Raw genomic sequence first — 23904 nt, 5'->3', positions numbered from 1 at the left:
GGCTGACAACCTTCTGACCCTGTGCGGCAGGCCTCCCGTTATTCAGCTACAGACATTTAACCGAGATGCCCGCTGCTTCTGAAGAACATTCGAGGCTCTCATGTCTGAATCTCCGAAAAGTCTGCGTGAACTGCTTGAACTGTTGCAGCAAGAAAAACAACTTTTGTCTTTTAATCGGGAACATGCGCTGGAACCGGACCTGAGCGCCGCCGCTCAGGCCGGACAGAATATAGGGGAAACCTCCCCGGCGCTGATGTTCAATAACCTGCAGGGCTATCCGGGCAAACGTATTGTCCTGAATACGGTGTCTTCCTGGCCTAACTATGCCCTGTCCATGGGGCTGCCGAAAGAATCCTCCCAACAGCAGATCTATCAGGAAGTGCTGCGACGCTGGTCAGACAGTCCGTGGGAACTGCAAGAAAAAACAGAACAACCGCCTTTTATGGACAACATTATTGAAGGCGATGACATCAACCTGTTTGAACTGATTCCCCTGTTCCGCGGCAATGAACGTGATGGTGCGCCGTATATTACCAAGGGAGCCTTTATCAGCCGGGATATTAGTGAACCGAATAATGACGACAAGGAAAATGTTTCCATCTACCGGGTACAGGCCAAGGGCAAGAATCTGCTGTCTGCCCAGTTTGTGCCGGGGCATGACTGCGCCAGACATCTGAGTATCGCTGAAGAGCGCGGAGAAAATCTCAAGGTCGCCATAGCTATCGGGGTACCACCGGCCTTGTCCGTAGCAGCCTGCTCTCCGCTGCCTTATGAAGAAAGTGAGTTCAAGCTGGCTGCAGCGCTGCAGGATTCCCCCTTTGAAGTTTACAAGTCAGAACATACCGGTCTGAACCTGCCCTGGTCTGCTGAATACATCATTGAAGGCGAAATTATTGCCGGCGAACGAGAGCATGAAGGACCGTTTGGTGAGTTTACCGGTTTCTATTGCGGTAACCGCAAGATGCCACTGTTCAAGGTGACCCGGGTTATGCACCGTGATCAGCCGGTATTTGAAAATCTGCATCTGGCCCGCCCCATGAGTGAAAGCGATTACATCATGGCATTTAACAATGGCGTGGCCATGCACCAGGAGCTGAAAACCAACTTCCCGGGTATTAAGGCAGTGAACGCACTCAATTGCTATGGGCTGGTAACCATTATCTCTATTGACCAAAACATGGGTGGCATTGCCAAGTCGGCGGCCCTGCGTGCAATGACTACTGCACCGGGTCTGATCTCTGCCAAAACCGTAATTATGGTGGATGACGATGTTGATCCGTTCGACATGTATCAGGTGATGTGGGCTATGTCCTGCAATATGAATCCCCAGTTTGATGTTTCCCTGATTAATGGTTTGCCATCAGTCGGACTGGATCCGGCTTCTGTCCCGACAGGAATCACTGCCAAGATGGTAATTGATGCCTGCCGTCCCACAGCGCCTGACCTGCGCGGCAACAGCAAGCCCAAAGAGGACATTGTTCATCCAACCGGAACTGGTGAGTGGGAACAGAAACTGACTGCCATGATTAAGGCGCTTTAAGGAGGTTGTCATGACTCAATGTGTTCGTTGCGGCAAACAGAATGCTGAAGTAATGACCGAGGCCAGTGACAAGTCCTGGATCCTGTACAGCTGCCCTGATTGCCGTTATGCCTGGCGTACGACGGAAGTGGTTGAGAATCGTACCCGGGAACAGTTCCCAAAGGCTTTTCAGTGGACTGATGAAACGATGAAGTCGTTTACTGACTTTCCCCGCATCACAACCCGAAAGAACAAGCAATAACTCTTCGATAGCAGCGGTCTTCTGTGATGCCTGAAGGCCGCTTTCACTTGTTCGGGCGACTGAGTAACAAGGCGGTGTCCATGCAGAAAAAACGACTGACGATTGGTATGAGTGGTGCCAGTGGCGCCGAACTCTGTGTCTATCTGTTAAAAGCGCTGCAACAACAGGAAGGCTGGGAAAGCCATCTGGTTATTACCGACAGCGCATTACTGACACTGGAGCACGAAGTTGGCATGAATGAGCAGCAGCTGTATGAGCTGGCTGATCATGTATATGGCCGTAATGAAGTGGGCGCCAGTATTGCCAGCGGTACCTTCAAGACCGAAGGAATGGTGATTATCCCCTGCAGTATGAAAACCCTCGCCGGTGTTCGTACCGGCTATTCCGACAGCCTCCTGCTGCGTGCTGCAGACGTCACTTTGAAGGAACGGAAGAAGCTGGTGTTGGTGGCACGGGAAACGCCGTTGAACAGCATTCATCTGGACAACATGCTGACCCTTTCCAATATGGGCGTGGTGATGATGCCGGCCATGATGACGTTCTATAACCAGCCCGAAACAGTAAGGGATATGAGTCTGCATCTGGTTGGCAAGGTGTTGAACGAGTTTGGCCTTGAAATGCCGGGTTTTCGCCGCTGGGGCAGTGAGCTTTGCAAGCCTTTACCTGAAAGCAAATAACAGGGCACAGGGATGATCAGAATCTTATTACGCCTGACTGCTGTTGCCAGTTTGGCCACCTTATCTGCTACGGCTTTTGCCAGTGCCAATAATCATTACATCAGTGGTATTGAAGGCGTTAATGCTGCCAGTATTGCTCCTCCGGGTTTTTACTACCGTATGTACAATGTCTTTTATCATGCGGGCAAGTCGATGGATCGTCATAGTAAAAGACAGCAAGTTGGTTTCGACAGCAAAGTGCTGGCAATCGCTAACCGGTTTCTGTGGGTAACAGATCAAAAACTGCTGGGCGCCGATGTTTTCATGGATGCCACCCTTCCGCTGGTTAACACCAATCTGGCGATCAAGGCAGCCGGTGTTGATGATGACAGAAGTGGTTTGGGAGATATCAATATCGAGCCGTTTGGTCTGACATGGCGCGGAGACGGCTATCAGGCTGCATTTGGCTTGTCGGTTTATTTGCCGACGGGATCATATGATCGCAATAAACCCGCTTCTCCCGGTAAAGGCTACTCAACCTTTATGACGACGCTGGGCGGAACGCTGATGCTGGATGAGGATAAAACCTGGTCTGCATCGATCCTGACCCGTTATGAAGTCCACTCCCGCAAGAAGCACAGTCACTTTACTCCGGGAGATGACTTCCATTTTGAGTGGGGTGTTGGCAAGACTTTCCAGAATGGCTGGAATGCCGGTATTGCCGGATACAGCCAGTGGCAGGTTACGGATGACAAGGGCCGGGATGCTGTAAACCGGCACGTCCATGACCGGGTTCATGCTGCCGGGCCGGAACTCACGATAGCTCTGCCAGCCAGCAGAAGTTCTGTTAACCTCCGGGCTCTGAAAGAGTTTGGTGCCAGAGACCGTGCTGAAGGCACGGTGGCTACCCTGACTTTTACCCATATGTTTTGAGCCGAAAACAGGTTGTTAGCAGGAGGCTGATTGATGATAGCGCTTGAACGACACTATAAATCCCAGCCCCTGCGTCTGGATGCCTGCCGTATGGGAAATGATCTTAACGTCAGTGTTTATGGCGGCAAGGTACCTCATATTGGTGGTGTTGTTATGGGATTTATGAGCCCGGCGTTGCATGAAGCGGATCGCCTGACCTATACCGAACAGGTCGTCTCTCTTCAGGGACACAAAGATGTTGAACTGGCGCGCCCAGTGGCTAAAAAGCTGGCTAAAGCGTTGGAATGTACCGTCGTTGCAGCCTGTGGTGTTCATTATCCGAATATTCTGATGGAGGATATTCTGGAGATTGAGCAACGGGTAATGGATATGGTGGCAGAGTTGATAACAAAGCTGTCTACCTCAAGCACAGAGCCCTGCGAGTAATGAAAGGTCTGGTTGAAAGTGGTCGGGTGAGCCTGAAAATGCTGCGGTATTTTTATGTGCTTTCTCAAACCGAGCATTTTGGGAAAGCTGCCAGGCTGCTGAATATCACCGCCTCCCCCCTGAGCTTCAAAATCCGTCAGCTGGAAGAGCTACTGGGTGTTGAGCTGGTGTACCGCAATTCGCGCCATGTTGAACTGACGGAGGCTGGCGCGCAGCTGGCCTGTGAATGCAGGCTGATTTTTGACCATATGGATAATGCCCTGAACAAGGTCATTCGAATCGGCCGGGAACAGAATAATATCGTCAATATTGGCCTTAACAGCTCGGTTTTCCAGGCCGGCTTTGACCAGGTTATGACCCGGTTCAGGAAGCTCTGTCCTGACAGTAAGGTAACTTTTCACGAGATCAGTCCTATCGAGCAAAAACGACGACTGATTGATAACTCCATAGACCTGGGATTGGTCCGTTACTCTGATACCGAAAATATCGAACCACTGTCACGCATGAAATGTTACGAAGAAAACATGTTTGTTGTGGTTTCACACCGGCATTCATTCAGCAGTCTGAAGCAGGTTTCATTATGGGATATCAGACAGGAAGAGATCATCCTGCTGAACCGGAACCTCTCGGCAACGGCCCAAATGGTAGTTAACAGCTGTCTGGCTTTGGGCTTTAACCCCTCAATCCGGCAGGAAGTTAATGAGGTTCAGACCCTGATGGAGGTTATTCGGGTCTGTGATGATGTTGTTGCTGTCGTACCTGAAAGTACTGCCAGAGCCAGCAATCAGTTCCATATCCTTGAACTCAGGGAAAAGCTGCCGGCAGATCTTTACGCTATTTATCTTGATGATCAGCTGACCCGGGTGGGCCAACAGTTTTTAAAGGCACTGCAGTCGGCTTCAAACCCTGAAGAGGTGTGACTTTTCCTTTCAGCAGTTGTTAGCCGGATTCTTGATAATGCCTTGTTGTGTGAGCTGCTGCAGAATATCACTGCACTTCGCCTTGAAATGTTCTCTCAGTAGTCTGACTGCCGGTGTAATCGACTGTCTGCCGGGGCAAATAAGCCAGAGTTCTGTCTGAGGGGGCTGAAAGTCAGGCATGACATTAACGACCCTGCCTGCCAGTAAATCTGCGGCCATATCCAGGCTGGATTTGATCGCCAGTCCCTTGCCGGATACACACCAGCGTCTTACAAGGTCACCGTCATTGGAAGCACGATTGCCGGTCATCTTGACCTTATACTCGGTGCTGCCATCCGAAAACTTCCATACATCATGCAGAATATCGTGCAGCTGATAAAAGAGCCCGTTGTGTGATGCCAGATCATGCGGATGTTGTGGGGTACCGTTCTGGGCCAGATAGTCCTCTGTCGCACACAGTACGATAGGCACGTTACATATCTTGAAGCCGTAAAGACTGGCATCACCGGGTGAACCGTAGCGCAGAGCCATATCAACCGAGTCCCGGTAGAAATCGATATTACTGTCACTGATATGCGAGCGCAGGCTAACGGATGGATATGTTTCCATAAATTCATCAAGCCAGGGCATCGCCAGATTGCGCCCAAGGTCTGACGATAAGGCAATGCGCAGCTCTCCGTCTACGTTATCCAGATCATCCCGGACATTCTGGCGCGCCCTTTCGAGCATCATCAACGCCTGTTCGCAGCTTGGAAGATATTTTTCACCGGCACCGGAAAGTTTCAGGTGTCGTGTGGTTCGAATAAACAGATCAACGCCCAGAGCCTTTTCCACCCGTTTGATGGCTGCACTGGCTGTTGCTGTGCGCATATCAAGGCTGGCTGCAGCAGCAGTAATACTTCGAAACTCTGCGACTCTGAGCACTACCTGAAGATCTTCCAGTAACATATTTTCAAAAATATTTTGATAATGATTCGGTTGTTGTGCTGTTTAATGGCTGCTAATCAAGCTCTACTCTTGTATCCAGTGACTACTTAACTGGAGGCTGCAATGAAAGCAGTAGGTTATCTCAAATCCTTACCCATCGATGATGTTGATTCACTGGTCGATATTGAACTGCCACAGCCAATTGCCAGCGGGCGTGATCTGCTTGTCAGGGTGAAGGCCATCGCCGTAAATCCTGTGGATTATAAAATCCGTCAGAATGTGGCACCTGAAGATGGTAATTATAAAGTGCTGGGCTGGGATGCCGTTGGCGAAGTTGTTGCGGCAGGTGAAAATGTCTCTCAGTTCAAACCCGGGGATACCGTTTTCTATGCCGGTGACCTGACCCGTCAGGGCAGTAATGCCGAGTATCAGCTGGTCGATGAACGCATCGTTGGTCGCAAGCCTAAAAGCCTGTCTGATGCTGAAGCCGCAGCGCTCCCTCTAACAGCTATTACGGCATGGGAACTGCTGTTTGAACGTCTGGAAATTCAGCAGCAGGAAGCAGGACATCAGCAGAAATCAAACGAAGTTATTCTGGTCGTTGGTGCTGCGGGTGGAGTCGGTTCTATTTTAATCCAGCTGGCCAAAGTCCTGAGCGGCGCCACCATTATTGCGACAGCGTCGCGAAGCAGTTCCAGAGAGTGGGTTCAAAAGCTGGGAGCTGACTTTGTTGTTGATCACACCAAATCCCTGCAACCCCAGATTGAAGCGCTGGGTATTGGGCCAGTGACTCATGTTGCCAGTCTCAATAGTACTGATTCCTATATCGACAGTTATGTAGAGCTGTTGGCTCCTTTCGGAAAAATTGCGCTGATTGATGACCCTGAAACCCTGGATATCAAGAAGCTGAAGCCCAAGAGTTTGTCGCTGCACTGGGAGTTTATGTACACACGCTCGATGTATCAGACAGCCGACATGAATGAGCAGAATCGTTTGCTTGACCGGGTATCCGAACTGGTTGATGAAGGTTATATCCAGACAACGGTGGGTAAGAATCTGGGCATTATCAGTGCAGATAATCTGAAGGCCGCACATCAGGAACTGGAATCTGGTCGTTCAATCGGAAAGATTGTGCTGCAGGGATTTTAATCAAACCTCATTTGCATCATCGGGAGTTAAAAATGTCTCAACTTACAATCGTTGCAAATATCACAGCCAAAGCAGACAAGATTGAGCTGGTAAAAGCAGAGTTAAACAAGCTGATTGCTCCAACACTTGCTGAAGAAGGCTGCATCAATTACGACCTGCATCAGGATAATGAAAACCCGGCCCATTTTATGTTTTATGAAAACTGGGCATCCCGTGAACTCTGGCAGGCGCATATGGGTGCTCAGCATTTGAAAGATTATCTGGCTGCCACAGAGGGCGCAGTTGAAGCTTTCACCGTCAATGAAATGACCAGGGTTGGCTGATTAATGCAAAAAATTATACTGATCACCGGTGCCACGGATGGTATCGGGTTTGAAACCGCCAGAATGCTGGTATCACAGGGGCATCATGTGCTGCTGCACGGGCGTAATCCGGACAAGCTGAAAAATGTTCAGCAAAAATTATCCGGTTTGTCAGACAGTGGACGTATTGAAAGCTTTGTTGCTGACCTGTCCCGCTTGTCTGAAGTTAAAACACTGGCTGAAACGATTGCTCAGCAGCATGCAAAGCTGGATGTGATTATCAATAATGCAGGTGTCTATCGTACCGAGAATACACGCACTCAGGATGGTTTGGATGTACGTTTTGCCGTCAACACTGTTGCGCCATACCTGCTGACAAAACGGTTACTGCCCTTGCTGGATGAGGCAGGCAGAGTCATTAATCTGTCTTCTGCAGCACAGGCCCGGGTTTCCCCTGAAGCACTGGCTGGCAAAGGCCTGTTATCCGATAGTGAAGCCTACGCCCAGAGCAAGCTAGCACTGACGATGTGGTCCCGGCATATGGGATTATCTCTCAAGGACAGTGGACCTGTGATTGTTGCCGTAAACCCGAAATCATTGCTTGGCAGCAAGATGGTAAAGGACGCCTACGGCATCGCAGGCGGTGACTTGAGTATCGGTGCAGATATTCTTTGTCGTGCGGCGCTGTCTGATGAATTTGCTACGGCTCATGGGCAGTATTTTGATAATGACTCAGAACAGTTCAGTGCTCCTCACCCTGATGCGCTGGACACCAGAAAAGTCGAACAAGTGCTGACTGCTATCGAAGATGTTCTGATGCAGGTTTCTGGTGTGGCCTGGTTCTTTGGTTGAGAGCGGCCGGTTGCTGTTTGGTGTTTGAGCACCTATCCGGCCCCGGTATTTTGTTCTCCCATTAACACTGGCTTTTCAGGTGTACTCTACAGGTCATCAGAAAACTGCTCACGCCACTCTTCGCGTTCTTCAGGGCTGGCATTGATATAGTCCAGCCACTCCTCAAGGTCATAACGTGGATGGGGTACATAAATATCTCCATCGCAGCTGCATGGAGAAAATACGGCGGAACTGGATAGAAGTGAGTCGTAATTTAAAGGAAGGGGTTTTTGAGCAATATCACAATTGAGCAGATCATGCGCCTCCGCGGCACCACCGCTATAAAGGGTTGATCCCATATCTGTCAGCTGTTCACCGACGAGTCCTACGGATAGTAATTCGTTGTCATCAACATTGCCTCCACTCCGGTCTGTAAACCAGAAAAACGGCATCTGACTTTCAGTTTCACGGCAAATAGCCTCCAGCTGCAAGTAGTAGCCCGTCAGTACCAACTGCTGGTCTTTGTACTTGAGCGTAAACTTGACCTCATCACTATAAAGGCCATCTTCTATCAAGGTCAGATGCTTCCCGTCAGCTGTTGTCAGCTCATACTGGCGGTGTTTGTATTGGTATTCCGGATTGCTGAATAGCTGGTGTTTAACTTGGTAGTAACCCGCAGGTATCTTTTCCGACGGAGTGCAGCCGGAGATTAGAATCAGAGTGCTGAAGCAAAGAAGAAAGGGACGACAGGTAAATAAGGACATGGAGTGGTTGCATGTATTCAGGAATTAACTTCAGCATTCCATTTTAATAAATACGACGCAACCACCGGCACTTTTGATCAGAGTAATGCGTTGCCTCAGGAATCATGCAGCCTGACGGGAAGAATCGCCTAGTACCTCTGCCAGATTGCTTCGGGATAACTCACCTTGCAGGCTGCCCTCTTCATCAACGACTGGCAGGTGATATTCTGTATCCAGCGTTTCCGGGATCACGGATTCGAGTATGGCGTCCGGAGATACAGCCTCGAGCTCTTCTATCAGCGTTTCATTCAGAGCTGCTTCAGCATTATCTTCTGCGGCCTGTTCCAGTGTCTCCTGCAGCAATATACCTTGATAGCCATCTTCATTGACGTAATAGCCGTAATCCTCGGGCAGCTTTTTCATTTGCTCCAGTGCTTCGCCAATAGTGTTGGCGGTAATCCGGCTGATTGGCGGGTTCATAACCGTTTCGACAGTCAGGGCTCTGGCGCGGTTCACGTCCTTAACAAACGCTTCCACATATTCTGTCGCAGGGTTTAGCAGGATCTCTTCCGGTTTGCCTTGCTGTACCAGCTCGCCGTCTTTCAGAATGGCAATCTTGTCACCCAGACGAAGAGCCTCATCTAGGTCATGAGTAATAAAGACAATAGTCTTGTGCAGTTTGTCCTGTAGTTCGATCAACTGATCCTGCATTTCACTGCGAATCAGAGGATCAAGAGCTGAAAATGCTTCGTCCATCAGCAGGATTTCAGCATCTGTGCAGAGGGCTCTGGCCAGACCAACACGTTGCTGCTGACCACCGGAGAGCTGGGATGGGTATTGTTGCTCGTAACCTTTAAGACCGACTGTTTCCAGCCATTCAGTTGCTTTCTGGTGGCGAACCGGTTTCTTGACGCCCTGAACGGCCAGACCGTAGCTGACATTTTCCAGTACGGTTTTATGAGGCAGCAGGCCGAAGCGCTGAAATACCATAGACATCTTGTGACGTCTGAACTGTTCCAGCTCCTTTTTGTTCAGTTCCATCACATCAACACCGTCGACTAATATTTTGCCTTCGGTAGGGTCAATCAGGCGGTTAAAGTGACGAATCAGGGTTGATTTTCCGGAACCGGACAAGCCCATGATCACGAAGATCTCACCCCGGTTAATCTTCAAGTTGATATCTCTGAGGCCGAGGGTGTGTCCGGTTTCAGCCAGCAGTTCATCCTTGCCGGCTCCCTCATGCACCTGTGACATCACCGATGCCGGGTATTTACCAAATACCTTGTAGAGCTCACAGATTTCGATCAGCGCCTGTTCAGCCATGACTGAGTTCTCCAAGGTGTTTTTGACTGCGTTTGGCCCAGGCCTGAGACACCCGGTCAAAGATAATTGCCAGCACCACTATCGCCAGACCGTTCAGCAGGCCAAGGGTGAAATACTGGTTAGTGATGGACTTCAGCACCGGCTGCCCCAGCCCTTTAACGCCGATCATGGAAGCAATAACGACCATTGCCAGAGCCATCATGATGGTCTGGTTAATACCCGCCATAATAGTCGGCATCGCCAGTGGCAACTGGACTCCGAACAGTCGCTGGAAGGGGTTGGCACCGTAGGCGGTAGCCGCTTCCAGTACCTCCCGATCGACCAGTCTTATCCCGAGGTTAGTAAGCCGGATAACCGGGGGAATAGCGTAAATAATGACTGCGATCAGACCCGGGATTTTGCCAATGCCCAGCAGCATTACAACCGGAATCAGGTAGACAAAGGCGGGCATAGTCTGCATCACATCGAGCATCGGCGTGACAATATTCTGAACCCGGTCAGAGCGCGCCATTGCAATACCGATAGGAACCCCGAGCGCAATGGCCAGCAGGGTACAGACCGTGATCATGCTAAGGGTCCGCATGGTATTGTCCCACATGCCGAAGTAACCGATGGCGAGCAGGGCAACTACGACACTGCCGGACAACTTCCAACTGCGGCTGGCGAGATAAACCAGTCCGGTAATAGCACCCAGTACCAGCCACCAGGGTGATTGCAGCAACAGCCGCTCAAACCAGATCAGAAAATTCAGCAGGGGGTCAAAAACGGCTTCAATAACATCGCCGTATTCCCTCGAGAAGTCCCGATATGCGCCATCCAATGTTTTACGAATAGCTATCAGGTCGCCCCGTTCCATCTGGGGAAAGTCTGTTAACCAGGATTTTTCTGCCATAAGCTGAGCCTGCCTTTGCCTTACTGCCCGGAAAGTTGATTGGCTAAGTTTTAACCAGAGTCGTTAATCAGAGTTCAGCCAGTGCCTTGTTGACTTTTTCTGCAGCTTCCTGAGGCAACCACTTTTTCCACTGGTCAGGGTTATTTTTCATGAAATGCTCCATGGCGATTTCACCGTCGGCCTGCTCATCTTCCATCCAGGCCAGTAAACGGTTCATATCCGCATTAGTGAAGGAGCGTTGCTGTAAGTACTGATAGGCAGAAGGTGCTTTGGCAGCAAAAGATTCGGTTGTGACTGTATGCACCGGTGAAGGGGGATACATGGTTGCTTTTGGTTTCAGACAGTCGCTTTGGGAGATGCAGGTGATGTACTCGTTTTTATCGACACCGGTACCGAAATCAACCTTTACCATCTCATATTTGCCCAATACGGCTGTTGGAGCCCAGTAATAACCAAACCAGGGTTCTTTGCGTTCGTAGGCTTTGGCCAGTGATCCGGCCAGTCCGGCACCGGAACCCGGATCGAGCAGCTCAAAGCCGGATTCTTCCAGCTTCAGGGCATTAAATAAATTACCTGCTGTTGTCTGGCAGTTCCAGCCGGCGGGGCATCCATAAAAGGCACCTAGTTCAGGATCTTCCGGGTGCTCAAATATCGTCGCATGCTTCTTGATACCTTCAATCGTAGCCAGTGAAGGATTGTCGTCTACAAGGTACTTGGGTACCCAGAAACCCTCTTCACCACCATCTATCAGGGCCTGACCGGCATAGCGCAATCGTTTTTCTTCAACCCCCTTGTCCAGCGCAGCTTTCATTGCGTTGCTCCAAAGCTCCGGTGCAATATCCGGTTCGCCTTTTTCAACCATGGAAGTTCCGGTAGGCATAGTGTCGCCTGGTACCAGCTCGGCTTCACACCCAAAGCCATGCTCCAGAACAAACCGGTCGATATTTGCAATCAGGGTGGCGGAGTTCCAGTTCATGTCAGCAATAGTGACTTTGCCGCAGGAGTCGCCGGCAAAAGCCGGGGTGGCAAACAGGGCGCTGATAGCGAGGACTGCAGAACCTGCAGTCTTAATACGTTGCATCATAGTTCCGCTCTTATGTGCTGCTTTTATTATTCTATCGGGTAAGGTGCGCTTGGCATTTTTATTGACCATAAAAATCTTTTATCCCGTATGAGTGACAAAAAGATCCTGCTTTCGCTCATGGCTTTTTATTTCGCTCATGGCTGTTTTATGGCATACCCACTTTCTGCCGTATAGGTTACAGAACTAATAATTAGACATCAAATCAATAAGTGGAATAAAAACCGGAGGAAGGTGGGTATCGGGCTTTATTCAGCCCGATTTCCAGAGAAATTATCAGAAATGTGTGAAGGGGTTTTTAGGGTGCGATCGCTTCGATGGCAAGTACTGGAGCAGCATCAATTGTCTCGGCATCCATCATGGTGGCAACGCGCTGCAGGGCTGATAGCAGCTGGGTTTTCTCCCAGTCCTGCAGTGATTCAAAGCGGTTGATAAACTTCTCATGCAACAGTGGTGGAGCTTCTGCCAATACTTTACGGCCTTCGTCGGTCAGACGGGCATTGACTATCCTTTTATCACCGGAGCAACGAACCCGGGCAATTAACTGGCGATCTTCCAGTCGGTTCAGAATCGTTGTAACAGTGGCCTGGCTCAATGAAACATGTTGCGCCACCCTGCGTACGGTCACATCGCCCAGTGACTCGATAGCTCTTAACACCATTACCTGCGGAATAGACAGACCACAGACTTTGAGCATGCGTTTTGAGTGAAGATCAGTCGCACGGATGATTTGTCTCAGGGACACCAGTACATCGTTCCAGTAACAGGGTTCTGTCATTTCATTTTCACTGCTAGAGGGGTTATTGAATCGTGGTTCTTATTTGCCATAAAGACAGCATAAACTCAAATTTGTTTTGATCTCAAATGTTTATAGATATAACCTTTCGCCCTCAAATTTAGCTGGAGATGATCATGAATTGTTTTCTGATCACAGGAGTTCTAGTTCCTAATGTCTGATCAGACACCCCAAAGGCTGCCCCGCTACAGCCTGAATCCCCCGGTTTTCTGGGGCGCCTCACTGCTTATTCTGTGTCTTGTTGGCTACACAATCGCTTTCCCGAAAAGTGCCGGCACCCAGTTTGGCCTGTTGCAGGCCAGTATCATGACCAATGCCAGCTGGTTCTATGTCGCCGCTGTTGCCCTGATCCTGCTCTGCGTAGCCTATCTGGGCTTATCTCGTTACGGTGATATCAAGCTGGGCCCTGACCACTCGGAGCCGGATTACAGCTTTGGTTCCTGGTTTGCCATGCTGTTTTCTGCCGGTATGGGTATTGGCCTGATGTTTTTCGGTGTGGGTGAGCCGGTTATGCACTTCCTGTCACCACCGGTTGGAGAAGCCGGAACTATTGGTGCTGCGAAAGAAGCCCTGAACATCACCTTCTTTCACTGGGGACTGCATGCATGGGCCATTTACGCCATTGTGGCGCTGATTCTGGCCTTCTTTGGCTATCGTCATGGACTGCCGCTGACACTGCGTTCTGCTCTTTACCCGCTTATAGGTGACCGGATTCACGGCTGGGCAGGCCATGCAATCGATATCTTTGCGATTCTGGGTACTGTATTCGGTGTTGCTACTGCGCTTGGCTATGGTGTTTTGCAGGTCAATTCCGGTCTGAACTACCTGTTTGATGTTGAAGTCTCCACCCAGGTTCAGGTTGTGCTGATTATTGTGATCACCGCCCTGGCCACTCTCTCGGTTGCTTCCGGACTGGATAAAGGTATCCGGATTCTCTCCGAAGCCAATCTTGGGTTGGGACTGCTGCTGATGGCGCTGATTATTATTCTGGGACCGACAGTGCTGTTGCTGCAGATGTTTATCCAGAATACCGGTAGCTACCTGTCCGATATCGTTAATAAAACATTTAATCTCTATGCTTATGAGCCTAACGACTGGCTGGGCGGCTGGACTTTGTTCTACTGGGCATGGTGGCTGTCCTGGTCACCGTTTGTGGGTATGTTTATCGCCCGTATTTCCCGTGGCCGGACTATTCGGGAGTTTGTGCTGGGTGTGCTGTTTGTGCCGACTGCGCTGACGTTCCTCTGGATGACTGTGTTTGGTAACACTTCCATCGATATGATCATGCATGGTGGCGCAACCGAGCTGGCAGAAGTGGTTCAGAGTGATGTGTCGCTCGCTCTGTTCAAGTTCCTGGAACACTTCCCTCTTTCTTCTGTCCTGTCATTCCTCGCGATCATTATGGTGGTGATCTTTTTTGTAACTTCATCCGACTCCAGCGCTATGGTCATTGATATGCTGGCTTCCGGCGGGGACAGCAAGACGCCGGTTTGGCAGCGGGTATTCTGGTCCAGCATGATTGGTGTGGTCGCCATGGTATTGATGCTGGCTGGCGGCCTGAAAGCATTGCAGACGGCGACTATCGCAACAGCACTGCCTTTCTCCATGATTCTACTGGTTTCAGCTTACGGGTTGATGCGGGCGCTGGCTGTAGATGCTGCCAAGAAGGAAAGTCTGGCGCAGACTACACTGACTCCGAAGGTTGGCCACAAGCCAATCCCATGGCAGGCCCGACTCAACAATCTGGTGCATTTCCCCCGTCGTAAGGATGTAAAGAAATTCCTGGAGGAGATTGTTATTCCGGCGATGGAGTCTGTTGCAGGTGAACTGGAAAAACAGGGTGTTGAAAGCACTATCAGTGTTGATGAAAAAAGAGGTGTTCCGACGCTTAATGTCCTGCATGGTGACGAACATGACTTCCGCTACAAGGTATCACTACGTTCGTTTATTCAACCCAGCTTTATGGTTGAAGAAGACGAGGATGAGCGTAAATACTTCCGTGCTGAAGTATTCCTGCAGGAGGGTGGTCAGGATTACGACATCATGGGTTACACCCGTGAGCAGGTAATCGGCGATATTATCGACCAGTATGAGAAGCATATGCACTTCCTGCATATGGTGCGCTAGCGCCTCATAAGTCCGTGTATGTTTAATGACATACCAGAATGCCCGGCATCTGCCGGGCATTTTTTTATATCTTCAGAAGAAACATTCAGGGCCGTGAGGGCTGTGGTTTTAACTCCATTCGTGCCATTTTTTCCGGTTTTTTCTGGAATCCGGAGTCGGCTACCAGAGAGTGGATCAATCCGACCAGCATCAGCACCATAACAACCGAGAAGGGCAGTGCTGCTGCAATTGATGCAGCCTGCAATGCTTTCAAGCCGCCGGCCAGCAGCAGTACCGCAGCTACAGCACCTACACCAAGTCCCCAGATAATACGGAATTTAACCGGTGGGTTTTCATCACCCAGTGACAGCAGGGTACAAATCACCAAAGTGCCGGAGTCGGCAGAGGTGACAAACCAGCTCAGGATCATCAGAGTTGCCAGAGCCGAGATCGCCCAAGTCGCCCAGTCGATATTCAGGGCTTCAATAGTCACATAGAGTGAAGTCGTCAGGTCACTGTTAACGGCCTCAACAATTCCACCGGCTCCATAGAGCTCCATATGTAACGCAGTGCCGCCAAACAGTGCAATCCACAGGAAACTCAGCAGGCAGGGAATCAGAATCACACCCAGCAGGAACTCCTTGATTGTACGACCCCGGGAGATACGGGCGATAAACATGCCGACAAACGGAGTCCAGGAGATATACCAGCCCCAGTAGAAGACAGTCCACCAACCCTGCCACTGACTTTCAGGATTCGGATCGGTCCAGAACCCCATCGGAATCATATTCCAGAAGTAATCCCCCAGACTGGTGACATAAAAGCCCAGCAGGAAAACCGTTGGCCCGGCAAATAGGAAAAACGCAAACAGGATAACAATGAACTTGAGGTTCAGTTCACTGAGGATACGAATTCCTTTGGCAACACCGGATACAACTGAAAATGTCGCAATAACGGAGATAACGCCGATCAGAATCACCTGATTGGTGATGGATATTTCCATCCCGAACAGTGAATTCAGCCCCGCATTCATCTGGGAAACACCAAGTCCCAGTGAAGTGGCAACCCCAAAAATGGTGGCAAACACACCCAGCAAATCAACTGCATGGCCTGTCGGGCCGTAGATTTTCTCACCCAGTATCGGGTACAGAGCTGAACGAATAGTCAGGGGCAGGCCTTTGCGGAAGGCAAAGTAGGCCATCGCCAGACCGGCTACGGCATAGATCGCCCAGCCATGAAAGCCCCAGTGAAAGAAAGTGATACGGGTCGCAATCTGGGCAGCTTCCATGGTGCCGGCCTGAGCTCCGGCCATTTCCATAAACGGGTTGCCCTGAAAGTGCTTGAGCGGTTCGGCAATGCTCCAGAAGAACATGGCAATGCCCATGCCTGCACCAAACAACATGGCAAACCAGGAAAAGAAACTGAATTCAGGCTTTTCGTCATCGGCACCCAGGCGGATATTGCCCACTTTGCTACTAACCAGCCAGATACAAAGGAAGAAAAAGGCACAAACCAGACTGATGTAATACCAGTTCAATGTGGTCTGGATCCAGTTCTTGATGTTGTTGTAGATATCGCTGGCAAAGTCGACATTCAGGATCGTAAAGACCAGAAATACCATGACCATCGATTTGGCGAGGATTCCCATCGAGGGATTAATACCGGTGAACCAGCCGCTGTCGGCTATCTGGTTCTCTCTGTTACTCATACTGCCTCCTGTGGAAGCACAAACTTTCTGAAACTCTAGTTGTTGCTGACGGGTTTAGCCGTGGCAAGAGATCGCCGTAGCAAGAAACAGTACAGAAAGCCGGAACCACCATCATTTTTTATTATTATTGTCAGTGGTAAACACTGATCGGGGTGAAAGTGATGCACTTTCAGGAGCCAGACACCCCCGATAGCCATAAAGGCTAACAAACCCCCTGCTACTCCCCATAATTAGTATTTCACATGAGGCATGAATATTTTTCATAGCACCAGCCTGAGCCTGTCCGGCCGGGAGGTATGAAAAAAACTCATGACCGGCCAAAAAAACGAATTAGACCTGAAAATCACAAGGTTGTTAGGGTGTTTCCACAAGCCAGACATACCTGATGATGTGCAGCTGAGCTATTTCCAGCTGTCAAAAAATAATAATAAAAATCAAAAAGATGGAGATGTAAGGTGACCATCATACCAACCACTCAGGTGGATCAGGATTCATTTTCCCGATTTCATCAATCCGGCCCGGTCAAGCGTGGACTTCCGCCTGAAGCTTATACTGATTCTGCTTTCTGGCAGTCAGAGAAAGAAAATCTGTTTCCCAATAACTGGATGCTGGTCGGCTTTGCCCATGAAATGTCCCGACCCGGTGATGCCTTGCCGGTGACTGTTGGTGATACACCTGTGGTACTGGTGCGTAACAAGGACAATTCCATCAAGGCATTTCACAACGTCTGTCGTCATCGTTGCCTGAAGCTGGTGGATAAACCGATAAATGTCGGTCGGATTCTGAAGTGCCCCTATCATGCCTGGGCCTATGGTCTGGATGGCCAGCTGAGAACAACCCCCTACTTTGCCGGCAAGGATCCAAAAGCTGCACCTGCAGGCTTTAACCCGGAAGAGCATGGTCTGAAAGAAGTGAGTTGTGAGGTCTATCACGACTGGATCTTCGTCAATGTGAATGACAACGCCCAGCCTTTTGCAGAGTTTATGGCCCCGCTAGTAAAGCATATTCAGGGTATGGACTTTGACAAGGTAAAGCTGGTGGGTGTCGTTGATTTGGGGATTGTGAACTGCAACTGGAAGTTCCTGATGGAGAACTTTATCGAGCCTTACCATGTGCAGTTTGTTCACTCCAGCACTACGGACCAGCCTCTGACAGATCATTACACCATTGTGGACGGCCATTGTCAGGGCAGTGCCATTGATCTAGATGAAAGTGCAGAAGGTGGTGATGGCAGTGGCGATACCCTGGCTGTCAGTTCACGCTACCTGACACTTTTCCCCACCTTTGTTTTTGGACGTTACATCCCTGACCAGATGGGCGTGCATCTGAATATACCTCTGGGGCCGGATAAAACCCTGCAGCGTCGTGCAATTTATATGACCGATGGTACCGAACTGGATAGCGAATCCGCTGAAAAGCTGAAACAGCTATGGATTGATGTTCACAAGGAAGACCATGAAATGTGTGAACGACTGCAGGAAGGGAGGAAGTCTTCCGTCGCGTCTGACGGCGGCCTGTTATCTCCCCACTGGGAAAACAGTGTACGCAACTTCCAGGAGCTGGTCGTGAGTTCTCTGACTGAATTTTCCGGTAGCAAAGAAAAACAAGAAGCCTCGGTAGCCTGAGTCAGCGGAGTGCGGATGGGTTGAGGAAATTCAGCATCCGACCGGGCTACTTACCTGAGTCAATATCTGAGTAAAAGAGCATGACAGATAAAACTCCAATCCAGTTCCGTCTGGATCACACCATGATCCGGGTACGTAATCTGGATAAATCGCTGGATTTTTATACCCGGATTCTGGGTATGCAGATACTCCGGAATACAGATTACCCCGGTGGCCGGTTCACCAATGTGTTTGTCGGGTTTGGTCCCGAGAATATCACCACAACGCTGGAGCTGACCTACAATTGGGATCAGGAAGAGCCTTATGAAACCGGCCGGGCTTACGGTCATATCGCCTTTAATGTGGATAACGTGGTGGAAGCCATGGCTTATCTGGAAAGTGAAGGTGTCACCATTCGCAGTCCGGCTAAAAAAATGAACCACGGCACCCGAATGCTGGGTTTTATTGAAGACCCGGATGGCTATGTCATTGAACTAAATGAACCCATTAATCAGCAGGCTTTAGCTGCTGTCTGAATTGCGATCTACAAAACCAAGAATAAAAACAAAAGAGAAATAAAATGCCGAAGCCAACACTGTTTAAATTTTCCGATATTGAACACCGTTACCATGAACTGCAGCCGGGCGGCACCTATATCAAACCGTGGGTAAACGTCAAAGTCAGTGAAACCATGGCGGGTGGTGTGAACTTCCTTAACAACCATTCTGTTCCCTGGAATCTGGAAGTTGATGAAATTGTTTTCGTCAAAGAAGGCAACTTCCGTCTGATTGCCGACGGTGAAACTTACCAGTGTGCAGAGGGTGATGTGCTCTACATGCCCAAAGGCATGGATGTGAAGTACGAGTGCGATGAGAAGTGCATTATTTTCTACGCCGTATATCCGGTGGACTGGAAACAGAAACTGGGTATTACCGAAGTGCCCGGTATTGATCCTGAAGATATGTAACTGATGGATGTCCTGTTTTAATCGCTTCCATTGGAACAGGACACTTTACTCAGGCTGTCCGTCAGACTTGGCTGCCAGCCTGAGCATATGGATTTAAATGAATAAAAAGTGCTCAATCCATGGAGGTTCTGATGACAAGTAACGTTATTCAGGTATCAGTATCTGATGTTGAGCAACTGACCGACAGTATCAAAAGCTATATCCTCACACCTGTTGCCGAGGAAAAATTACCCGCTTTCACTGCCGGAGCACATATCGATCTGTTGTTGGAAAACGGGCTCAGCAGACAGTATTCACTCTGCAGTGATCCGGCTGATACCGGTTCTTATCAAATTGCGGTACTGCGGGAAAAAAATAGCCGGGGTGGCTCGGAATATATTCATCAGCATCTGAAACCTGGTAGCCAGCTCACAATCCATCCTCCACGCAACCATTTTCAGCTGGAAGAATCAGCGCCTCACTATTTGTTGATTGCCGGCGGTATTGGCATAACACCCATTATGTTGATGGCCCGCCGCCTGAAAGCGCTTGGAAAAAGCTTCAAACTTCATTATCTGGCCAGAACAGAACAACAGGCTGCGTTTGCGGATCTGCTGAAACAAGAGCTGGGAGATCAGTGCCAGTGCCACTTTACGCTGGGTCAGCCGGAAAACCGGATAAACCTTGAGCTGCTGGTTGCTGATCAGCCTCCGGAAACCCATTTATACACCTGCGGTTCAGAGCCATTACTTCAAAGCATTCTGGCTGCGGCATCACTACGACAGGATATCCGGGTTCACTTTGAGCGTTTTGCCGCGGCAGAAACCACGGAAGTCGTTGAAAATAAAGCGTTTGAAGTGGAGCTGGCCAGTAGTGGAGAAGTACTCGAGGTCACTCCGGAACAAAGTATTCTGGAAGTGCTCAGAAGCCGGGGGCATGAAGTAGAAACCATGTGTGAAGAGGGGCTCTGTGGCTCCTGTGAAGTCGGGCTGCTGGCGGGTGAAGCCGATCATCGTGACTCGGTACTGACAGAAGATGAACAGCAGGAACAGAGTGTCCTGATGGTCTGCTGCTCAAGGGCTAAAAGCTCAAGGCTCAAGCTGGATATTTGAGTGGCTGTGCTGCTTTGTTCTGAAAATAAAAATAATAAAAGAAGTTAATTTATGCCTTCAGTTAACCCTGAAAATAGCGGTACTGAGTCCGGTATCGAAATAGTTCAGCTGCCCTGTCTTTCCGATAATTATTGCAGTCTTGTTCATCATCATGACAGTGATACGACACTGGTTATTGATACGCCGGATGCGGAAGAAATTACCAGGCAACTGGAGTATAGAGGCTGGTCACTGGACTATGTTCTGACCACCCACCATCACTGGGACCACATTGACGGTCATGAGCAGCTTAAAGAAAAGTTTGGCTGCAAGATTATCGGCTCACTGGCTGATCATGAGCGGATTCCCGGGATTGATCTCACCGTAAACGATGATCAGCAACTCCAGCTGGGTGATATCAATATTCAGGTTATTGCCACTCCGGGGCATACGCTGGGTCATGTGTGTTACTGGCTGCCGGAAGCTGAAGCTGTATTTACCGGCGACACCCTGTTTTCGCTTGGTTGTGGTCGCCTGTTTGAAGGAACTGCAGAGCAGATGTGGCATAGCATCCAGAAGATACGGTCACTGCCTCAGCAAACCATGATCTATTGTGGTCATGAATATACGGCTTCCAATGCAAAGTTTGCGGCGCATATCGACCCTGAAAATACTCGCTTGCAGCAACGACAAATGGAAATAACAGAACTCAGGGAAGCCGGACTGCCAACTGTACCAGTCAGTCTGAAGCTGGAGCAGGAGACGAATCCTTTTATGAGAGTAGACCTTCAGGCATTGCAACAAAGTCTGTCTTTATCAGGCTATTCTGCCGAACAGGTTTTTGCTCATATCCGTAAACTCAAGGATCAATTCTGACTCAAGTCTAACGACTATGGATGTATATATTCTGGCTTGAGTAAGGTATCGTGACCTCAAAAATAACAATAATAAAAACGCAGCTCGCCCGGCGACTGCAAGGTCATCTTATGCTGTTACCATTTAAGTCTCTGCTGGTGTTCGAGGCAGTTACCCGCAATGCCAGCTTTACCAAGGCTGCAGATGAACTGAATGTTACCCAGTCGGCGATCAGTCATCAGATAAGAAATCTCGAAAATTACTTTAGTATCAAGCTGTTAGATCGTTCCGGCAGCACTCTGGTGTTAACTGACGAAGGGAAGATCCTGTTCCGGGACTTGTCTTCAGCGCTGGCTATCATCCGCAACAATATTGGCAAACTGAAGGCCTCAGCGGAGGCAACATCGGTTGGAATTTCGGTTCGGTCACATTTTGCCATGAAATGGTTGGCGCCCCGGTTGCAGAATGCGCCATTCGATTTTGATTTTCATTTTTTTCATACCAATGAGTCTGCTGACTTCAGTGACCCGCTGATTCATCTTTCGATTGAATGGCTGCGTGAGGATCAGGTACCTGACGGTGCCCGACTGTTATTCCCGGGAAAGCTCACACCCGCCTGCCATCCTGATCTTCTGAAGCATTTGAAAGCACCATATAATCCGGAGATGTTAAGCCAGAACATACTGTTGCATGAAAATGACAGCGTCAGCTGGCAGGAGTGGCTGCAGCTGGCAGGTCTGGAACAGTTACAGCCGGTACGAAATGAATATTACAGTGACACCAATGTGCGGCAGCAGGCTGCTGCGGAAAAGCTGGGTTTTGCCCTGGTTCATCCTGACCTGATCAAGGGCGAGATAGCAGAAGGGCGGTTATGCTGTCCCTTTTCAGAAGTGCTGACAACTTACTCCTACTATCTCAAGGTGCCGGACGACAGACTGAATATTTCCAACGTTCGTACATTTGTTAACTGGCTTGATCGTGAGAGCAGGGATAACCGGGAGTCTGTGATCAGACTGGCGTCATAACCGGTATCCTGCTCCCGGAATTATCCTGTTATTAACAACAGCTGATATCTGTGCAGCTGTTGTTTAATTTATCGGCGTTGTTCCTGCAAGGACTTAGTCCTGCGCCCAGAGCTGTTGCTTCTGACAGGTAGAATTGGCTGAACTTCGCCATAAAATCTTCCGATACTGTCTTTTCAGCCAGACCCGTAGCTATCAGGGCTGACTGCCAGCTCTGAACTTTTGGAAATCCTGCCAGAAAATCAAACCCTGTTTTTTCTTTGACGATATAAGCCCGGTGCAGCACCGGAAGCCATGCCAGATCGACCATGCCAGGAATGTCACCGCTAAAGAAACGAGTGTCTCCCAGCACTTTCTCTACCTTGGCAAAAGCCGTTGCCAGCTTTTCTGCCCGTTCATTCAGGGTGGCGATATCCTGACTTCTCTGTGCAGAACACTGAACCAGATATTGTTTGCTTCCCAGATAGCTCCATGCACGATTTAAAGCCTTTTGTTCAAATGAAAGACCAGGCTGCAGTGCGGGATATACCTCATCCAGATATTCGGCGATGGCATCGGATTCAAACAGGGCCGTGCCATTTTCAGTTACCAGTACCGGTACCTGACCATTGGGAGAGATATCCAGAAACCACTGTGGTTTGTCACTGAGGCTGATGTACTCAACCTCGTAAGGAATCTGCTTGGCTTCCAGAATGGCAGTAATACGCTGGACAAAAGGGCAGATTTTAAAACTGATGACTTTCAGCATCCTTTACACCTCTATATGGTATACGACGTCGTTCTTTTGGTCGCTATGGTTTGTGGTTGCTAATAGAGACGCAGAAGCTGAAAAAAAGACGCAAAAAAATATCAGCAGGTTTTGCAATTGTCTGTTTTGGGGGTGTAATCCAGTACACCACCCCGACCTGTTTCAATATCGCAGCAGGCTGTAAAAAGCGCCCTTAATTGACTACGCCCTCTTTGAATACGGCTTTTGGCACCCGATAAAGACAGTCCAAGCTGTGCGGCAACTTCTTTTTGACTTAAACCTTCCAGTTCAGCCAGTTGCAGAGGCACCTGATATTTGTCGGGGAGTTCTTTCATTAGGGGCTCCAGGCAGCGCGCCAAATCCTGATGAGCTTGTTCAGCCTCATCTTTGACGGGTACTTCAATGTTTTCGGGTAGCTCGTCCAGAGGCTTTTGCTGACGAAAATGATCCATAATGATGTTGTGGGCGATACGAAATAGCCAGGCACTGATCCTGCTTTCTGACCTTAATTGATGAGCTTGAGTCTGTGCTTTAATAAAAATATCTTGTAGTAAATCGTCGGTTATTGAAGGGTCATTAACTTGTTTGGAAATATACTGTTTCAATCGGTGTTTGTGGTTATTCCAGTGAGGGTTCATGTGAGTATCCAATAGGTAGGCAGCTAACGGCATTTTGAGGTTAATAATAAAGTGCTATCGATTAAATACAGTATTTTTACTTCAGACTTTATGTGCTTTCTTCAGGCTACACGCATTACTATCCAGTGTTTGCCTGATTAGCTTATTGTAAAATAATCAATCATTAAATTTGCTCGCACATTTTTATGAATGCTATTTGTTAATCACGTCATACTTACACTCTATACATATTCAAAAAATATAATTAAATCCTTTGTAGCTATTTGGAAGAAAGAGATATACACTTCGCAGCAAGTTAAAGGTTAGTTTTTATTTTTATGCATAGATTGAGTGTTCTGAGTGTAGTAGCTCGTCATATTCTCCATAAGTAATAACAATACTTCTAGCTCCATCGCCTTATTTCAAGGCAAGTTTAATTCTTAGATA

General features: G+C 49.1%; 25 protein-coding genes. 16 read left to right on the top strand and 9 right to left on the bottom strand.

What is annotated here, in order from left to right; translation table 11 throughout:
• Nucleotides 1-100: 100 nt before the first annotated feature.
• The 6 genes from ACYZZ0_RS19140 to ACYZZ0_RS19115 are packed head-to-tail and all read left to right on the top strand — an operon-like array spanning nucleotide 101 to nucleotide 4716.
• A complete protein-coding gene (locus tag ACYZZ0_RS19140; RefSeq protein WP_461538262.1) occupies nucleotides 101-1540 on the top strand; it encodes a UbiD family decarboxylase in 1440 nt (479 codons plus the stop codon).
• Between the two features lie 10 nt (nucleotides 1541-1550).
• Nucleotides 1551-1781: a non-oxidative hydroxyarylic acid decarboxylases subunit D gene (locus ACYZZ0_RS19135; RefSeq protein WP_461538261.1), complete on the top strand. Its 231-nt coding sequence runs from the start codon at nucleotides 1551-1553 to the stop codon at nucleotides 1779-1781.
• A gap of 26 nt (nucleotides 1782-1807) precedes the next feature.
• Nucleotides 1808-2458 carry a UbiX family flavin prenyltransferase gene (locus ACYZZ0_RS19130; RefSeq protein WP_461538260.1) on the top strand — a complete coding sequence of 217 codons (651 nt, stop codon included), beginning with the start codon at nucleotides 1808-1810 and terminating at the stop codon, nucleotides 2456-2458.
• A 12-nt stretch (nucleotides 2459-2470) separates the two neighbouring features.
• Nucleotides 2471-3370, top strand: a complete 900-nt coding sequence (locus tag ACYZZ0_RS19125) for a SphA family protein (RefSeq protein ID WP_461538259.1) — start codon at nucleotides 2471-2473, stop codon at nucleotides 3368-3370.
• Nucleotides 3371-3403: 33 nt separating this feature from the next.
• Entirely contained in the window at nucleotides 3404-3796 is a 393-nt protein-coding gene (gene lpdD, locus ACYZZ0_RS19120) for a prenylated flavin chaperone LpdD (RefSeq protein ID WP_461538258.1), read from the top strand.
• Nucleotides 3796-4716 (top strand): LysR substrate-binding domain-containing protein, encoded by a 921-nt coding sequence (locus tag ACYZZ0_RS19115; RefSeq protein WP_461538257.1) that lies wholly within the window; start codon nucleotides 3796-3798, stop codon nucleotides 4714-4716. Before lpdD ends, ACYZZ0_RS19115 begins: the two co-directional genes overlap by 1 nt.
• 9 nt (nucleotides 4717-4725) lie before the next feature.
• On the opposite strand, the gene ACYZZ0_RS19110 is transcribed toward ACYZZ0_RS19115, so the two are convergent.
• Nucleotides 4726-5664 carry a LysR family transcriptional regulator gene (locus ACYZZ0_RS19110; RefSeq protein ID WP_461538256.1) on the bottom strand — a complete coding sequence of 313 codons (939 nt, stop codon included), beginning with the start codon at nucleotides 5662-5664 and terminating at the stop codon, nucleotides 4726-4728.
• Nucleotides 5665-5766: 102 nt separating this feature from the next.
• Between ACYZZ0_RS19110 and ACYZZ0_RS19105 the strand changes: the two genes are divergently transcribed.
• From ACYZZ0_RS19105 to ACYZZ0_RS19095, 3 genes are read left to right on the top strand one after another with little or no spacing between them, the layout of a single operon-like run.
• A complete protein-coding gene (locus tag ACYZZ0_RS19105; protein ID WP_461538255.1) occupies nucleotides 5767-6792 on the top strand; it encodes a zinc-binding alcohol dehydrogenase family protein in 1026 nt (341 codons plus the stop codon).
• A 32-nt stretch (nucleotides 6793-6824) separates the two neighbouring features.
• Nucleotides 6825-7115, top strand: coding sequence for a putative quinol monooxygenase (locus tag ACYZZ0_RS19100; RefSeq protein WP_461538254.1), 291 nt, complete (start codon nucleotides 6825-6827; stop codon nucleotides 7113-7115).
• 3 nt (nucleotides 7116-7118) lie between these two features.
• Nucleotides 7119-7946 carry an SDR family NAD(P)-dependent oxidoreductase gene (locus ACYZZ0_RS19095; protein ID WP_461538253.1) on the top strand — a complete coding sequence of 276 codons (828 nt, stop codon included), beginning with the start codon at nucleotides 7119-7121 and terminating at the stop codon, nucleotides 7944-7946.
• An 86-nt stretch (nucleotides 7947-8032) separates the two neighbouring features.
• Here the strand turns inward: ACYZZ0_RS19095 and ACYZZ0_RS19090 are convergent, their stop codons facing one another.
• From ACYZZ0_RS19090 to ACYZZ0_RS19070, 5 genes are all read right to left on the bottom strand, one after another.
• A complete protein-coding gene (locus tag ACYZZ0_RS19090; RefSeq protein ID WP_461538252.1) occupies nucleotides 8033-8689 on the bottom strand; it encodes a hypothetical protein in 657 nt (218 codons plus the stop codon).
• 102 nt (nucleotides 8690-8791) lie between these two features.
• Complete coding sequence (locus tag ACYZZ0_RS19085) at nucleotides 8792-9991, bottom strand: quaternary amine ABC transporter ATP-binding protein (RefSeq protein WP_461538251.1); 1200 nt, start codon at nucleotides 9989-9991, stop codon at nucleotides 8792-8794.
• Nucleotides 9984-10883 (bottom strand): ABC transporter permease, encoded by a 900-nt coding sequence (locus ACYZZ0_RS19080; protein ID WP_461538250.1) that lies wholly within the window; start codon nucleotides 10881-10883, stop codon nucleotides 9984-9986. The genes ACYZZ0_RS19085 and ACYZZ0_RS19080 overlap by 8 nt, the downstream gene beginning before the upstream one ends.
• Before the next feature lie 67 nt (nucleotides 10884-10950).
• Nucleotides 10951-11964, bottom strand: coding sequence for an ABC transporter substrate-binding protein (locus tag ACYZZ0_RS19075; protein ID WP_461538322.1), 1014 nt, complete (start codon nucleotides 11962-11964; stop codon nucleotides 10951-10953).
• 298 nt (nucleotides 11965-12262) lie between these two features.
• The gene (locus tag ACYZZ0_RS19070; RefSeq protein ID WP_461538249.1) at nucleotides 12263-12742 is read right to left on the bottom strand and encodes a MarR family winged helix-turn-helix transcriptional regulator; all 480 of its coding nucleotides are present in this window, start codon (nucleotides 12740-12742) and stop codon (nucleotides 12263-12265) included.
• A 171-nt stretch (nucleotides 12743-12913) separates the two neighbouring features.
• Here ACYZZ0_RS19070 and ACYZZ0_RS19065 point away from each other — a divergent pair, with 171 nt between their 5' ends.
• Nucleotides 12914-14887 (top strand): BCCT family transporter, encoded by a 1974-nt coding sequence (locus ACYZZ0_RS19065; protein WP_461538248.1) that lies wholly within the window; start codon nucleotides 12914-12916, stop codon nucleotides 14885-14887.
• Between the two features lie 85 nt (nucleotides 14888-14972).
• Here ACYZZ0_RS19065 and ACYZZ0_RS19060 read toward each other — a convergent pair whose 3' ends face one another.
• On the bottom strand, nucleotides 14973-16574 hold the full coding sequence (locus tag ACYZZ0_RS19060; protein WP_461538247.1) for a BCCT family transporter: 1602 nt from the start codon (nucleotides 16572-16574) through the stop codon (nucleotides 14973-14975).
• A gap of 455 nt (nucleotides 16575-17029) precedes the next feature.
• Between ACYZZ0_RS19060 and ACYZZ0_RS19055 the strand changes: the two genes are divergently transcribed.
• From ACYZZ0_RS19055 to ACYZZ0_RS19030, 6 genes are all read left to right on the top strand, one after another.
• The gene (locus ACYZZ0_RS19055) at nucleotides 17030-18199 is read left to right on the top strand and encodes an aromatic ring-hydroxylating oxygenase subunit alpha (protein WP_461538246.1); all 1170 of its coding nucleotides are present in this window, start codon (nucleotides 17030-17032) and stop codon (nucleotides 18197-18199) included.
• 80 nt (nucleotides 18200-18279) lie between these two features.
• Entirely contained in the window at nucleotides 18280-18714 is a 435-nt protein-coding gene (gloA, locus tag ACYZZ0_RS19050) for a lactoylglutathione lyase (protein WP_461538245.1), read from the top strand.
• A gap of 44 nt (nucleotides 18715-18758) precedes the next feature.
• On the top strand, nucleotides 18759-19145 hold the full coding sequence (locus tag ACYZZ0_RS19045) for a cupin domain-containing protein (RefSeq protein WP_461538244.1): 387 nt from the start codon (nucleotides 18759-18761) through the stop codon (nucleotides 19143-19145).
• A 131-nt stretch (nucleotides 19146-19276) separates the two neighbouring features.
• Nucleotides 19277-20236, top strand: coding sequence for a PDR/VanB family oxidoreductase (locus ACYZZ0_RS19040; protein WP_461538243.1), 960 nt, complete (start codon nucleotides 19277-19279; stop codon nucleotides 20234-20236).
• Between the two features lie 51 nt (nucleotides 20237-20287).
• Nucleotides 20288-21091: a hydroxyacylglutathione hydrolase gene (gloB, locus tag ACYZZ0_RS19035; protein ID WP_461538242.1), complete on the top strand. Its 804-nt coding sequence runs from the start codon at nucleotides 20288-20290 to the stop codon at nucleotides 21089-21091.
• Nucleotides 21092-21201: 110 nt separating this feature from the next.
• Nucleotides 21202-22095, top strand: coding sequence for a LysR family transcriptional regulator (locus ACYZZ0_RS19030; protein WP_461538241.1), 894 nt, complete (start codon nucleotides 21202-21204; stop codon nucleotides 22093-22095).
• 31 nt (nucleotides 22096-22126) lie between these two features.
• Here ACYZZ0_RS19030 and ACYZZ0_RS19025 read toward each other — a convergent pair whose 3' ends face one another.
• Together ACYZZ0_RS19025 and sigZ are read right to left on the bottom strand one after the other, a co-directional pair.
• Nucleotides 22127-22840 (bottom strand): glutathione S-transferase family protein, encoded by a 714-nt coding sequence (locus tag ACYZZ0_RS19025; protein ID WP_461538240.1) that lies wholly within the window; start codon nucleotides 22838-22840, stop codon nucleotides 22127-22129.
• A gap of 101 nt (nucleotides 22841-22941) precedes the next feature.
• On the bottom strand, nucleotides 22942-23478 hold the full coding sequence (gene sigZ / locus ACYZZ0_RS19020) for an RNA polymerase sigma factor SigZ (RefSeq protein ID WP_461538239.1): 537 nt from the start codon (nucleotides 23476-23478) through the stop codon (nucleotides 22942-22944).
• Nucleotides 23479-23904 lie beyond the last annotated feature (426 nt).

Origin of the sequence: Spongorhabdus nitratireducens (assembly GCA_947387575.1) — a bacterium.
Lineage (GTDB): Bacteria > Pseudomonadota > Gammaproteobacteria > Pseudomonadales > Endozoicomonadaceae > CANDOC01.
The sequence above is the reverse complement of the archived record's forward strand: the minus strand, read 5'-3'. Positions and strand labels throughout refer to the sequence as shown.